The organism is Polynucleobacter asymbioticus QLW-P1DMWA-1 (assembly GCF_000016345.1).
Classification (GTDB): Bacteria; Pseudomonadota; Gammaproteobacteria; order Burkholderiales; family Burkholderiaceae; genus Polynucleobacter; species Polynucleobacter asymbioticus.
On sequence record NC_009379.1, the window covers coordinates 962,677 to 974,919 of the forward strand.

Annotated in this window: 15 protein-coding genes; 7 read left to right on the forward strand and 8 right to left on the reverse strand. The window is 43.5% G+C overall.

Going from position 1 to position 12,243, the window contains the following annotated elements; genetic code table 11:
- Positions 1-2: 2 nt before the first annotated feature.
- The 6 genes from PNUC_RS05025 to mltG are packed head-to-tail and all read right to left on the reverse strand — an operon-like array spanning position 3 to position 4,996.
- Positions 3-527, reverse strand: coding sequence for an ion channel (locus tag PNUC_RS05025; RefSeq protein WP_011902803.1), 525 nt, complete (start codon positions 525-527; stop codon positions 3-5).
- Between the two features lie 60 nt (positions 528-587).
- Positions 588-1,298: an ankyrin repeat domain-containing protein gene (locus tag PNUC_RS05030; protein ID WP_011902804.1), complete on the reverse strand. Its 711-nt coding sequence runs from the start codon at positions 1,296-1,298 to the stop codon at positions 588-590.
- On the reverse strand, positions 1,295-2,086 hold the full coding sequence (locus PNUC_RS05035; RefSeq protein WP_011902805.1) for a TatD family hydrolase: 792 nt from the start codon (positions 2,084-2,086) through the stop codon (positions 1,295-1,297). Before PNUC_RS05035 ends, PNUC_RS05030 begins: the two co-directional genes overlap by 4 nt.
- Positions 2,087-2,117: 31 nt before the next feature.
- On the reverse strand, positions 2,118-3,251 hold the full coding sequence (locus PNUC_RS05040; RefSeq protein ID WP_011902806.1) for a DNA polymerase III subunit delta': 1,134 nt from the start codon (positions 3,249-3,251) through the stop codon (positions 2,118-2,120).
- 12 nt (positions 3,252-3,263) lie between these two features.
- Positions 3,264-3,908: a dTMP kinase gene (gene tmk, locus PNUC_RS05045; RefSeq protein WP_011902807.1), complete on the reverse strand. Its 645-nt coding sequence runs from the start codon at positions 3,906-3,908 to the stop codon at positions 3,264-3,266.
- Between the two features lie 14 nt (positions 3,909-3,922).
- The gene (gene mltG / locus PNUC_RS05050) at positions 3,923-4,996 is read right to left on the reverse strand and encodes an endolytic transglycosylase MltG (RefSeq protein ID WP_011902808.1); all 1,074 of its coding nucleotides are present in this window, start codon (positions 4,994-4,996) and stop codon (positions 3,923-3,925) included.
- Between the two features lie 20 nt (positions 4,997-5,016).
- Between mltG and ygfZ the strand changes: the two genes are divergently transcribed.
- Together ygfZ and PNUC_RS05060 are read left to right on the forward strand one after the other, a co-directional pair.
- Positions 5,017-6,027 (forward strand): CAF17-like 4Fe-4S cluster assembly/insertion protein YgfZ, encoded by a 1,011-nt coding sequence (gene ygfZ / locus PNUC_RS05055; RefSeq protein WP_011902809.1) that lies wholly within the window; start codon positions 5,017-5,019, stop codon positions 6,025-6,027.
- A 17-nt stretch (positions 6,028-6,044) separates the two neighbouring features.
- The gene (locus PNUC_RS05060) at positions 6,045-6,902 is read left to right on the forward strand and encodes an NRDE family protein (RefSeq protein WP_011902810.1); all 858 of its coding nucleotides are present in this window, start codon (positions 6,045-6,047) and stop codon (positions 6,900-6,902) included.
- Positions 6,903-6,905: 3 nt separating this feature from the next.
- Here the strand turns inward: PNUC_RS05060 and PNUC_RS05065 are convergent, their stop codons facing one another.
- The gene (locus tag PNUC_RS05065; RefSeq protein ID WP_011902811.1) at positions 6,906-7,388 is read right to left on the reverse strand and encodes a PaaI family thioesterase; all 483 of its coding nucleotides are present in this window, start codon (positions 7,386-7,388) and stop codon (positions 6,906-6,908) included.
- A 55-nt stretch (positions 7,389-7,443) separates the two neighbouring features.
- Between PNUC_RS05065 and PNUC_RS05070 the strand changes: the two genes are divergently transcribed.
- From PNUC_RS05070 to PNUC_RS05090, 5 genes are read left to right on the forward strand one after another with little or no spacing between them, the layout of a single operon-like run.
- Complete coding sequence (locus PNUC_RS05070) at positions 7,444-8,910, forward strand: protein adenylyltransferase SelO (RefSeq protein WP_011902812.1); 1,467 nt, start codon at positions 7,444-7,446, stop codon at positions 8,908-8,910.
- Positions 8,911-8,939: 29 nt separating this feature from the next.
- Positions 8,940-9,344: a peptide-methionine (R)-S-oxide reductase MsrB gene (msrB, locus tag PNUC_RS05075; RefSeq protein ID WP_011902813.1), complete on the forward strand. Its 405-nt coding sequence runs from the start codon at positions 8,940-8,942 to the stop codon at positions 9,342-9,344.
- Between the two features lie 32 nt (positions 9,345-9,376).
- The gene (locus PNUC_RS05080) at positions 9,377-9,925 is read left to right on the forward strand and encodes a septation protein A (protein WP_011902814.1); all 549 of its coding nucleotides are present in this window, start codon (positions 9,377-9,379) and stop codon (positions 9,923-9,925) included.
- A complete protein-coding gene (locus PNUC_RS05085; protein WP_011902815.1) occupies positions 9,922-10,206 on the forward strand; it encodes a BolA family protein in 285 nt (94 codons plus the stop codon). The genes PNUC_RS05080 and PNUC_RS05085 overlap by 4 nt, the downstream gene beginning before the upstream one ends.
- A gap of 58 nt (positions 10,207-10,264) precedes the next feature.
- On the forward strand, positions 10,265-11,056 hold the full coding sequence (locus tag PNUC_RS05090) for a peptidylprolyl isomerase (RefSeq protein WP_011902816.1): 792 nt from the start codon (positions 10,265-10,267) through the stop codon (positions 11,054-11,056).
- Positions 11,057-11,069: 13 nt separating this feature from the next.
- Here PNUC_RS05090 and PNUC_RS05095 read toward each other — a convergent pair whose 3' ends face one another.
- Complete coding sequence (locus tag PNUC_RS05095; protein ID WP_011902817.1) at positions 11,070-12,233, reverse strand: MFS transporter; 1,164 nt, start codon at positions 12,231-12,233, stop codon at positions 11,070-11,072.
- Positions 12,234-12,243: the final 10 nt, after the last annotated feature.

Below are 12,243 nucleotides of genomic sequence, written 5' to 3' on the forward strand. Positions count from 1 at the left end.
GCCTAAAGCTTAGACCCGTCATCAGGAACTACAACTTTGTTATGTCCAAGCAAAGAATTCATCATTGTGTAGAGCGCCGCACCCGACATGGAAACAGCAAAAATGCCTGAAAAGGAAATAATGATCGGTAGTATTTTCCAGCTTTGAGTAAGCGTCCAATTTCCAAATCCAACCGTTGTATACATTTCTCCAGCGAAATAAAAGGTTTGCGGATTGGTTGGGAACACTTTAAGTGCGACGCATATATAGGCCCAAATCACAATTTCACTCAAATGCATCGCTATGACCAAAAGGATTGCGATGAAGTAAGAAACAAAACTAGCCCCATAAATACGCTTTTTGGTCATCAATCTATCGGTGCCATGATATGTTGCAGCAATCACCAATACGGCAATGGCATGTAAGGCCAGCATTAAGCAGGCAGCCACAATCACAATCCACAAGTCCTGGTTTGCCATATCGGCATTTATTTCACCAAAGAACTGAGATAGGCTGGGGAGGTTTAGGTTTTCTAATATGTAGAACATAGGGTATAGAATTAGAGGAATATCTTGTTTGACATAATAATGATTATACGCAAACCGTGATTAGGATGATTTGGCAGGGATCGGCCTTAAAGGCCCTGGATATGGTTGTTTGTAGACCTTTTGCCAACGCGACTTTAATCCAGTACTAATCCAAGGCTTCTCATAGATATCGGCAATATCAATAGCGCTGTAACCCATTCCGTTACGTATGCTGATATCAGCACCTTGGTCTAGCAAGAAGCGAATAAGCTGTTCATTGCCGGATTGCACTGCCATCATCAACGGTGTTGTGCCATTTAAGCTGGTTGAATCAACTACGGCACCATTAGCCACTAAAAACTGAGCCACCTCTAATTGGCCTTTTGAGCAAGCGTAATGCATCGGCGTCCAGCCAATATGGTCAACACGTGAATGGTTTTGTAGCACCAACTCTTTAACTACCGGCAAATCACCTTCAATTGCAGCAATCATTAGGGGTGTTTCACCATAGGTATTGGATAAATCTACGTCAATATTCGGATCCTTAAGGAGAAATTCAGTTACCTTAGTCGATTTGTCCCGAATAGCTAAATTGAGCATTGGATTGCCCTTGGGATCCACGGTATTAGGACTAACTCCCTTAGAAATTAAGGACTTCACGGTTGAGACATCATCAAACTTAGCGGCTTTACTAAAGTCATTGATTTGATCTTCTGTTTGCGCAGAACATGACAATCCAATTGCCATTAATAGACTAAATAGAGACTGATTCAACCAGAAGTGACTTCTCATGAATCAATTCTATCTATCTGAAAACAATCAAAAAAATTCTCTGATGTTTGCTTTCCAAGGGCTTCCAATGAAACGCCCTTTAATTCGGCTATAAATTCGCCTACTTTAGCCACATAGGCTGGTTCATTTGTCTTGCCGCGGTATGGAATTGGGGCTAAATAAGGTGAATCTGTCTCAATGAGCATTCTTTCCAAAGGAACCTGTTTGCAAGTTTCTTGGAGGTCTTTAGCGCTTTTAAAAGTCACTATTCCAGAAAAAGAGATGTAAAACCCCAAATCCATTGCTTTTTTGGCCACATCCAGGCTTTCTGTAAAGCAATGCATCACGCCGCCAATGGATTGAGCGCCCTCCTCCTTCAAAATTCGGATTGTGTCCTCTGATGCGGATCTTGTATGAATGATGAGAGGCTTTTTGGCGGCAATGGCAGCGCGTATATGGGTCCTGAAACGATCTCGTTGCCATTCCATAGAGTCATAGCTTCGATCGCCCATTCGGAAGTAATCTAAGCCAGTTTCACCTATAGCAATGATTTTAGGGTTAGCTTTTGCTGTATCCACCAAGAATTCAAAGCTGGGTTCAGGCGTATCTTCATAATCTGGATGAACGCCTACAGATGCATATAAATGGGGATGATCTTGCGCTAGTTGCAACACTTTTGGAAAGTCAGGAATGTCTACTGAGACACATAAGCCATGGCTAACCTGTGCCTTTTCCATATTAGCCAATACTTCCGGCAAACGAGCTTGGAATTCAGGGAAATCGAGGTGGCAGTGGGAGTCTATAAACATGACTCGCTATTTTAGTCTGCCTTAGTGGAATTTAGCCCTCAAAAGCTTGTTGATACTGAGAAAGCAAGGCTTCTAGCTGTATTCGGCTTGCCAAGGGGTGGTTCTCCGAGCGTCGCGCCTGAATCAGCGCCTTCCAAAATTGAAGAAGTTTGGCAATACGAACTGATTGGCTCAAGGCATTTAGGGTGTTGAGGTGCTTTGGGTAATACCGTGGAGTACCACCTTGCGCAACAGTTTGCAAATCCGATACCCAGCGCTGCATGGTGGCAAGTAAAAAAGAATACTGCGCCTTATGAATTTTCTCTGCCGTTTCTAACCAAGGCATTCGACCGCCCTGTGACATCGATTGAAGTAATAGTCTAGATGCCTGAATTGCAATTGTTAGCTCATCCTTGTCGTCCTTGTTATGCCTTGCAATTAAGGAATCCAATACTGCATAGGGCGCCCCTCCCTGCTCGTCATAAATAGTATCGATATCAGCATCATTGATTTTGATGTCCGATAAGTTAGCTAATTGAGACTTTAGCCAGGCAACCCCCTGCTCGCGATCTGGGCGTGGCGCAGTTAGTAAACGGCAACGTGATCGTATAGTAGGTAAAACTCGATCCACGCGGTCAGCAAGCAATATAAAAATAGTATTTGCAGGGGGTTCTTCTAAAGATTTCAGCAAAGTATTGGCTGAATCGTGGCGCAGCATTTCTAAAGGGTAAATCAAAATAACCCTATTTCCACCTCGATGAGATCCAATGGAAAGGCTTTCAATTGCATGGCGCGTTTCTTCAATGGAGATATTTTTCTTTTCTTTTTTTTCACTTGCCTCACCATCCAAATCATCGCGAGCGGCTCGGCCTTTTTTTGGGGGTTCATCACTGGCATACTCAGCATGTGGTAGTAGCCTTCGATGCGTCTCTGGAACAAGTGCAATAAAGTCAGGGTGATTTCCAGTGCTAAACCAATGACACGCTTCGCAATGATTGCAGGGTTTATGTTCGCTTGAGGTACTTTCGCATACCAGCGCTTTAGCAAGTTCTACGGCAAGGTTAAATTTTCCAATGCCGGATTGACCATGTAATATAAGGGCGTTGGGAAAGTTACTAAAATCTAAACTATCCCAAAGAGGCTGAAGCCAAGGCGCTACTTGCCCAGGTGAGTTAGAAAGATTCATTAGGTCACTCATCTACCAATTAATCTCTAAAGCTTGTAAACCGTTCCAGATTGCTTCTGGGGTTTGAGTGGCATCTACTTTATGAAAACGTGATGGATCTTCAAGAGCGCGACGTAAGTATTCTTGGCGAACTTTTTCAAAAAATACCAGGTCTAATTTTTCAAATTTATCTGGGGTTCTGACTTTAGAGCGGCGAGCTTGCGCAATCTCACCAGGAAGATCAAATAATATGGTTAAGTTTGGCTGAAGTAGCTTGCCGTCAGCACGACCTTGTACCCATTGCTCTAAATCATTTAATTTAGCAAGACTTAACCCTCTGCCACCACCCTGATAAGCAAAACTCGCATCGGTAAATCGATCCGAAATGACAATTTTTCCAGCTAGCAGTGCAGGTTCAATAATTTGCGCAATATGCTCTCTTCGTGCTGCAAACATTAATAGCGCTTCAGTTTCTAAATTCATGGGTGCGTCTAAAAGGAGATTTCTAAGCTGCTCACCTAAAGGTGTTCCGCCAGGTTCTCGTGTCATCACCACTTCGCGATCGGGATAGCGTTCCTGCATCAACTTTTTAAATGATTCAATATGGGTGCTTTTACCTGCCCCATCGATGCCTTCAAAGCTAATGAAAAATCCTGGATAAAGTGATGTCTTAGTCATTGTTGTTTTAGCAATTAATTTGAAGATGCTTTGGAATTCATTTTGCGTTGATAGCGATCCACCGCAGCCTCATGCTCATCTAGACTTTGGGAAAAATGACTGCTGCCATCACCTTTAGCAACAAAATATAAAGCATTGCTTGATGCTGGGGTAATGACAGCCTCTATCGAGTCCTTACTTGGCATTGAGATTGGTGTTGGTGGCAGTCCTTTGCGCATATAGGTATTGTAGGGACTATCTTTACGAAGATCTGCCTTGCGGAGATTGCCGTCAAATTTGGGGCCAATTCCATAAATAACGGTGGGGTCTGTTTGTAGCGGCATACCCTTGTTTAATCGATTAATAAAGACTGCAGCTACTAAACCCCTATCACTAGACCGGCCCGTCTCTTTTTCTACTATTGAGGCTAGTATCAGCAATTGATAAGGCGATTTGAGGGGTGAGTTTGGCTCTTTTTTGCTCCATGATTGCGAGAGTTGTTTCTGCATAGCCTGGGAAGCTCGTCGATAAATAGTGATATCGAGATCATCGGGATCAAAAATATAGGTATCAGGAAGAAAGATGCCTTCATCACCTGGGTAATTCAGATTAAGAGCCTGCAATAATTCTTTGGAGTCCATGCTCTTGGTTTGGTGTATTAGTGCCGGATGTGAATTCACCAGGTCCCTCACTTGCCAAATTGTCATTCCAGGAATAATCGCGACACTTTCTTTAATGCGATCTCCCCGAGCAATTTGAAGCAATATCTTGCCTAAACTTGCGTTGGTAGAAAATAAGTAAGTGCCAGGTTTCAATTTGGAGCCAACGAATAGCGCTCTTGCACTAACTTGAAATGTGTATGAAGGTAGCTCAATACCCTGCTCTTTTAATTGACCGGCTATAGATGCAAGACTAGATTGGGGATTGATTTTGACTTTATATACAGTTAAATCTGCCACATTGGATTGGGCTGGTACGACAGGCAAGAAAAAGATAGCACCATAGATCAATACAAAAAAAGCTGCCAACCCAAGTAGATAGGCCACAAGATTTGGAGATTTTGACTTTTTCTTGCTAAATAGCGTTCTTCTCTGAATTTTTTTGCGCATCAGGCTATGATAAAAGGGTCATGAATCAAATTACTCAAAATGCTTCAATAAAGTCTCAGCCACCCATTTCAGGGGGATGCCTTTTGCCTCAATGGGGCATGATTTTCGTTGAGGGGCCAGACGCTACTAGTTTTTTACAAAGTCAACTCAGTAATTCGCTTCTAGGTATGAAGCGCACCCATGACCCAGATATTGCCAAATCATCCGACTCCGTCAGGCTAGTTGGATATTGCAGCCCTAAAGGGCGCCTCATTTCTAGTGCATGGATAGGTCTGTTCCCTACCTCTGAGTCATCAGATGATCGCTATGTTTTATTTATCTCTAAAGATATTGCAGCAACTACCGCTAAGCGCTTGGCTATGTATGTACTGAGATCCAAGGTGAAGGTCATAGACATGTCTTCCGAATGGAATGTATCAGGATTTTTTGATGCCGCTATTCATGACGGATGTGAACATCTGAAAACATCTCAAGATTGCCTGGTAGCGGAGATCCCCAATGTTTTAGTACAAGGGCTTACATACACCCGCTACCTTATTGCAAAGCTAGGTAACGAAAAAACTGAGCCCCCTTTTGAAGGGGGTATCGATGCCTGGAACGACCTAGAGGTATTAAGTGCCATTCCGAGAATCGTATTAGCAACGCAGGAGCAGTTTGTTCCTCAAATGATTAATTTTGAGTCTGTTGCTGGAGTCGATTTCAAAAAAGGGTGTTATCCCGGCCAAGAGATCGTGGCACGCAGTCAATATCGAGGCGCCATTAAAAGACGACTTTTTCTAGCAAACATTACTAATGCTTCGATAAAAGATGCACTGACATCACCCGGTACTGAGCTATTTCACAGTGATGATTCAAATCAGCCAGCGGGTATGGTTGTCCTATCCGCCCCAAGCATGTTTGAGTCCGGAAGGATTGATCTGCAGGTGGAGTGCAAATTAGAGGCGCTCGAAAGTGGTTCAATTCATCTAGGCGCCCCTGATGGACCTATGTTAAAAATAGATTCATTGCCTTACCCTCTATTGGAAATTTAAGATTTAGCCAAGCATTTATGTGCCTAATACTTTTTGCATGGAATTCTCATCCTGACTACTCTTTAGTGGTGGCAGCTAATCGCGATGAATTTTATGAGCGCGATACCGAAGGTATTTCGTACTGGGAAGAGCACCCTCATGTTTTAGCTGGTAGAGATCGCGCTGATGTATTAGGTAGCCCTGGAACTTGGCTTGGCTTTACTAAAACAGGAAAGTTTTCTGCGCTCACAAATGTAAGAGCGCCTAGCGAGAAGAATCCAGATGCCAGAACGCGTGGAGAGCTTTCTTTACTCTACCTTACCGGCAACCAAAGCCCTTCCAATTTTATTGAGACAAATACAAAACGGTTTTCTCAATACAATGGCTTCAATTTGTTAATGGCAGATCTCAGCAACCCCCAAAATGCCGAAATGCATTGGGTAAGCAACCGCATGATGATGGGTCAAAATGTCCGACCACGCAAAATCTTTCCACCTCAACCATTAAGTCCGGGTGTCTATGGGTTATCAAATGCGATGCTCGATACCCCTTGGCCAAAAGTAAACCATCGAATTTCTGCATTTGCCCAAGCGCTAGCAATGGATAGCGGTCAACTGAAAAATACAGATCAGTATTTAAAATTATTGGCCGACACACATCATGCTAGTGACAGCGAATTACCCAATACTGGTGTGAGCAAGGAATGGGAAAAGGCTCTGTCAGCAGCCTTCATTAAAACGCCCTCTTATGGGACTCGGTCCAGTACCGTCTTAAGGGTTCGCAAAGATGGCCATTTTGAAATGGTAGAGCGTCGCTTTGATGCAACTGGCACTGTGGGGCATGATGTGATCACAGGGGCGCTTAGTACTGCCCCCGGCTCAAATCTTTCGGTCTAGGGTTTATTTAGAACGTTGATCTTCATTGATGACGCGTTCACCATCGGCATTGCGAGTTGGTAAGCGCTTTATGAACTGGAAAGTTCCCGTGGCCATGCAGCAAACCTCACCTTGATCGTTGTATAACTTTGCCTCGCAAAAAGCCATTGTTGCAGTTCTTCTAACAGTATCAGCCTTCACGCGCAAAATACCGTTAGCCGCTTGCATAAAGTTATTCTTCAACTCAATCGTAACAACACTGCGATCCCCGGGATCTCCTGATCGAGCGGCGACCGCCATCGCAACATCCATTAGTGTTAGCAATACACCTCCATGAGCCACCGCCCATGTGTTGGTATGTTCGGGCTTAAGAGCCAATAAAATCTCCCCCTTACCCATTTCAGCACTGAGGAAACGAACTCCAAGCAGTTTTAAGAAAGGGACATTCAACTCCTCGCCTAGATTGGCAAGTTGAGTTTGCGGATTAATTTGAACTTGTTTGGTCATATTTTGATTTTAGAGGCTTAGGCATGATTTTGGAAATACACCTAGAATAGCCCATATGGCCTTTACCTTAAGCGGCGATGACGCCTGTCGGACTACCTTTCCCACCCCAATTCCAGATCCATATTGGGTTGCGTTTTCCCCTTCGGCTTCTCAATTAATTCATCTTGAACTGGATGCTTCTGGGCTCCCAGTAGATTCATCTTGGCTTGAGGTTTTGGCGGGCAATCAATTAAAAACATCGAGCCATGAATTTTCAAACCCCATAGCAACTGCCTATAGCGGTCATCAGTTTGGAGTCTGGGCGGGTCAATTAGGCGATGGTAGAGCTATCTTATTAGGTGAAATTGCGGGCCAAGAACTGCAACTCAAGGGTGCTGGTAAAACTCAATATTCCAGAATGGGTGATGGTCGCGCGGTATTGCGTTCATCCATACGCGAATTTCTTTGTAGTGAGGCAATGCATGCCCTAGGCATTCCCACCAGTCGAGCGCTCTCAGTTGTTGGTTCGGACATGCCCGTGAGGCGAGAGACGATAGAGACTGCTGCAGTTTGCGCTCGATTAGCCCCCAGTTTTTTAAGAGTGGGTCATTTTGAGCATTATGCTGCCTCGCAAAATCAGGTTCGCGTCAAAGAATTGGCTGACTTATTAATTCAAGAGCACTATCCAGACTGCCTTTCTAGCAAAGATCCTTATTTAGAATTATTTAAACAAATTTGCATCCGCAATGCTGAGCTAGTGGCGCAATGGCAGGCGGTAGGCTTTTGTCATGGTGTTTTAAATAGCGACAACATCAGCGCAATTGGCATTACGCTTGACTATGGCCCATTTGGTTTTTTAGATGAATTTCAAATCGATCATATTTGCAATCACAGTGATCAAGCTGGTAGATATGCCTACCATCGCCAACCCCAGATCATGCATTGGAATATGGCTTGTTTGGCAAGCACCTTTATACCGTTGCTAGAAAATCAATATTCAGAAGAAAAAGCTCAAGATATTCTCCGCGATGCGCTGGAAATCTTCCCCAAAAGCTATGCGTCCACTTGGCAATCCCTTTTCAGAAGAAAACTGGGCTTTGCTATAGACCATGAAAATGACATCAAGTTGGTGGAGCGATTACTTCAGGCAATGCATGATTCACGCGTAGACTTCACCACCCTCTTTCGCAAACTCAGTGATATTAAGAAAACGGATTGCGTAGATGCGATTGCCTTAAGAGATGAATTTATAGATCGTGTATCCATAGATCAATGGTTGTCAGATTATCTTTTGCGACTACAGATGGAGCTTGATGATGATGCGACAAGGAAAATAAAGATGGATGGGGTAAATCCAAAGTTCATACTACGCAATCACTTAGCCCAAGAAGCAATTAATAAGGCGCAACAGCATGATTATGCTGAGATAAAAACCCTGCTTAATATTTTGAGCCGTCCATTTGATGATCAGCCTCAGCATGAAAAATATGCCATAGCACCCCCAAAAGATCTGCAAAAAGTCGATGTGAGCTGCTCTTCCTAACGAAGTCAATCAATTTTTCTGGAGTTGCAATGAAAAAAACAGATCAAGAATATAAACAATCTTTAAGCGATATTGAGTATCGAGTCACTAGAGAGGCGGCTACTGAGAGGCCTTTTTCGGGTAAATATTGGGATCATTGGGACCAGGGAAAATATTCGTGCGTTTGTTGCGGCACACTGCTCTTCCTATCAAATACTAAATTTGATGCTGGATGCGGGTGGCCAAGCTATAACGCACCTGAACAAGCCGCAGCAATCAAAGAAATAAAGGACGCAAGTCACGGAATGATCAGAACTGAAGTTCGCTGCTCTCACTGCGATGCCCACTTGGGCCATGTCTTCGATGACGGGCCGATGCCTACAGGCCTTCGCTATTGTATTAACTCAGCCTCCTTAAGTTTTGAGCCTGGGGATAACGCCAAATTGACTAAATAGGACTGACCTTAAAATAACTGGATAATCTCCCTATGAAATTTTTATTCGACCTTTTCCCCATTATTTTATTTTTTATCGCCTATAAATTTGGTGGTATCTATCAGGCAACTATTGTGGCCATGGTGGCGACTATTGTTCAAATCCTATGGGTCTATTACCGTCACCGAAAAATTGATGCAATGCAATGGGTAAGCTTAATCATGATTATGGTTTTCGGCAGCCTAACCATCTTTTTGCATGACAGCACTTTTATTCTTTTGAAACCGACAGCGCTCTATTGGTTATTTTCCGGAGTCCTTTTTGTGAGCGCTCAGTTCTTCAATAAGAATTGGATCCAGGTTTTAATGGGTAAGCAAATCACCCTAAAGCCTACACATGCCCATACAGTTTGGCATCAACTGAATCTTGCGTGGTCTGCTTTCTTTTTCTTTATGGGTTTTCTTAACTTATATATCGCCTTTGAATACTCTGAAGAGACTTGGGTGAACTTTAAGCTTTTTGGTAGTACTGGTTTATTAATTGCTTTTGTTATCGCGCAAGGGTTTTGGATGTCTCGACATATTGAACACCCTGCAGAATGAATATCAATCAGCAGCGTATTGCCTTGTTTGAAAAAGATCTGCATGAATCTTTTGAGATTGAACACCTCATTATCGATGACGAGAGTCATCTACACGCTGGACATGCAGGCGCTGCAAGCGGTGGCGGGCACTTTAAGGTCGCTATCGTTAGCCCTGCCTTTAAGGGCATCCATTTGGTAGGTCGCCATCGCGCCATCTATGCCGCCTTACATAAGCATATTCCCAAAGAAATTCATGCTCTTACGATTCTTGCTTATGCACCCGGGGAATATTTAGCTTAGGCTCTTTAACATTCTGAACTCTGTACTTTAAATTCTTTATCACTTACTACCTATCATCATGAATCCACGTCAAATTTTCACAGCAAGCCTTATCAGTTCCGCTCTGCTCTATACAACTGCTTTTGCACAAAATGCGGCAATAGTTAATGGTAAAGCGATTCCCAAGGCGCAGCTAGATAAACTAGTTCAGAAATCAGGCCAGCCAGATAATCCTCAGGTTCGTAACCAAGGTCGTGAAATGTTGGTAACCAAAGAGCTGATTTTGCAAGAGGCAGATAAACGCGGAGTAATTCAAAAGGAATCTGTGCGCGAACAGCTTGACCAAGCTCGGGTCGGTATCTTGGTAGCTGCAGTTTTTGAGGATTATGTCGAAAAGGATGGTGTTTCAGAAGCTGACCTCCAGGCAGCCTACGATTCAGTAAAGAATCAATACGCTGGCAAGGAATACCATGTAGAACATATTTTGGTAGAAAAAGAAGGTGATGCGAAAGCAATCATTGTGCAGGTTAAGAGTGGCGGGAATTTTGAAGATATTGCCAAGACAAAATCTAAAGATCCAGGATCAGCTGCTAATGGCGGCGATTTAGGTTGGGTAACTGAAAAAGCTCTTGTACCCGAGTTCTCGAAATCAATGGTTCAACTTAAAAATGGTCAAATGACCGACAAGCCTGTCAAATCACAATTTGGCTGGCACGTTATTAAGATGGTGGAAGTTCGCGATACAAAGGCTCCAAGCTATGAAGAATTAAAGCCTCAGCTCAAACAAATGATCGTATCGGACCAGAATTGGCAGAAAGCCAAGTTTTCAGAAATGATGCAAAAACTCCGCGCTAAAGCCAAAATTCAATAAGTCGTAATAGCAGTTAATCTTTATGCGCTGGATAGCGGCGTGGCCTCATTTTTTGAATGGCCATACCCGCTATCCCACAGGCGAAAGCAGACATTACAAAAACATCTCTTGGCTGTGAGAGCTCCCAGATCCATCCCGCGCACAAGCCACCAATCGTACCACCTAGACCATAGGAAACGGTTGCCATAATGGCTTGACCCCGAGCTTGAAGCGGTCCCGTAAACCAGCGTTGCAATAACTTAGTCGCCGCACTGTGATGGGCTGCAAAGGTTGCGGCATGCATGAGTTGCGCAAGAATTAAAACCGATGTTATTGGCAAGAAGGCAATCAAAATAAAGCGTACTACTCCTATCCCAAAGGCACCCTGGAGTATTACCTCGGCATCCAGGCGGCTTAAAAGTTTATTTTGGTAATAAAAAAACAGCACTTCAGAAGATACTCCAAGAGCCCAGAAAAGCCCGATTTGAAATTTGTTGTAGCCAAGGTCGGCTAAATAGAGGGAGTAAAAGACATAAAGAGCAGCGTGAGCGAAGATCATGAAAAACCCAGAGATCAAAAACCATCGGACATCTGGGTTAAATAAAACGACAAGCAACTCACCCTTGACCATCTTACGTCGCTCCATTTTGGGCTCATGGAGGCAAAAAGTAACTAGTGCTAAGGCAATCAAGACAACGCAACCTACAACTGGATAGACTTCAATTCCTTTACGTTGAAATAATTCACCAGCCACAAGAACCATCGCAATAAAACCGATAGAGCCCCATAAGCGCAAACGTCCGTAGCGCTTATCAAATGAATTATCTTTATATAAAGCATGTATGGTGGCAGTTTCACCCAAGGGCATTTGACTGCTAAGAATGGTGTGAAGTACAAACATCCAAATAAAGAAACTGATATAGCTATGCAGGAAAAAAATGCATAAAAAAGTTAAGGCTGCAAGACAGGCGCAAACTCGAATAATGCCAATGCGGTTGGATAAATAATCAGAGAGCCAGCCCCAACTAAAGGGTCCAATAATGCGGGTAATCTGTAGCATCGACATGAGAACAGCAATCTCAATAACGCTAAATCCTCTATCAAGGAAAAATAAACTCGCGTAGGGTGAAACTAGGCCGACATATGCAAAATATAAAAAGAAAAAGGACCCGAAGGCCCAGCGTAGCGAAGGCGTCATTTCAAGGGGC

What these genes read in the sequence shown, in the direction of transcription:
- PNUC_RS05060 (WP_011902810.1), top strand. Translation starts at nt 6,045, where the DNA reads ATGTGCCTAATACTTTTTGCATGGAATTCTCATCCTGACTACTCTTTA.
- PNUC_RS05090 (WP_011902816.1), top strand. Translation starts at nt 10,265, where the DNA reads ATGAATCCACGTCAAATTTTCACAGCAAGCCTTATCAGTTCCGCTCTG.
- PNUC_RS05065 (WP_011902811.1), bottom strand. Translation starts at nt 7,388, where the DNA reads ATGACCAAACAAGTTCAAATTAATCCGCAAACTCAACTTGCCAATCTA.
- msrB (WP_011902813.1), top strand. Translation starts at nt 8,940, where the DNA reads ATGAAAAAAACAGATCAAGAATATAAACAATCTTTAAGCGATATTGAG.
- PNUC_RS05030 (WP_011902804.1), bottom strand. Translation starts at nt 1,298, where the DNA reads ATGAGAAGTCACTTCTGGTTGAATCAGTCTCTATTTAGTCTATTAATG.
- PNUC_RS05095 (WP_011902817.1), bottom strand. Translation starts at nt 12,233, where the DNA reads ATGACGCCTTCGCTACGCTGGGCCTTCGGGTCCTTTTTCTTTTTATAT.
- PNUC_RS05040 (WP_011902806.1), bottom strand. Translation starts at nt 3,251, where the DNA reads ATGAATCTTTCTAACTCACCTGGGCAAGTAGCGCCTTGGCTTCAGCCT.
- ygfZ (WP_011902809.1), top strand. Translation starts at nt 5,017, where the DNA reads ATGAATCAAATTACTCAAAATGCTTCAATAAAGTCTCAGCCACCCATT.
- PNUC_RS05025 (WP_011902803.1), bottom strand. Translation starts at nt 527, where the DNA reads ATGTTCTACATATTAGAAAACCTAAACCTCCCCAGCCTATCTCAGTTC.
- PNUC_RS05070 (WP_011902812.1), top strand. Translation starts at nt 7,444, where the DNA reads ATGGCCTTTACCTTAAGCGGCGATGACGCCTGTCGGACTACCTTTCCC.
- PNUC_RS05085 (WP_011902815.1), top strand. Translation starts at nt 9,922, where the DNA reads ATGAATATCAATCAGCAGCGTATTGCCTTGTTTGAAAAAGATCTGCAT.
- mltG (WP_011902808.1), bottom strand. Translation starts at nt 4,996, where the DNA reads ATGCGCAAAAAAATTCAGAGAAGAACGCTATTTAGCAAGAAAAAGTCA.
- PNUC_RS05035 (WP_011902805.1), bottom strand. Translation starts at nt 2,086, where the DNA reads ATGTTTATAGACTCCCACTGCCACCTCGATTTCCCTGAATTCCAAGCT.
- PNUC_RS05080 (WP_011902814.1), top strand. Translation starts at nt 9,377, where the DNA reads ATGAAATTTTTATTCGACCTTTTCCCCATTATTTTATTTTTTATCGCC.
- tmk (WP_011902807.1), bottom strand. Translation starts at nt 3,908, where the DNA reads ATGACTAAGACATCACTTTATCCAGGATTTTTCATTAGCTTTGAAGGC.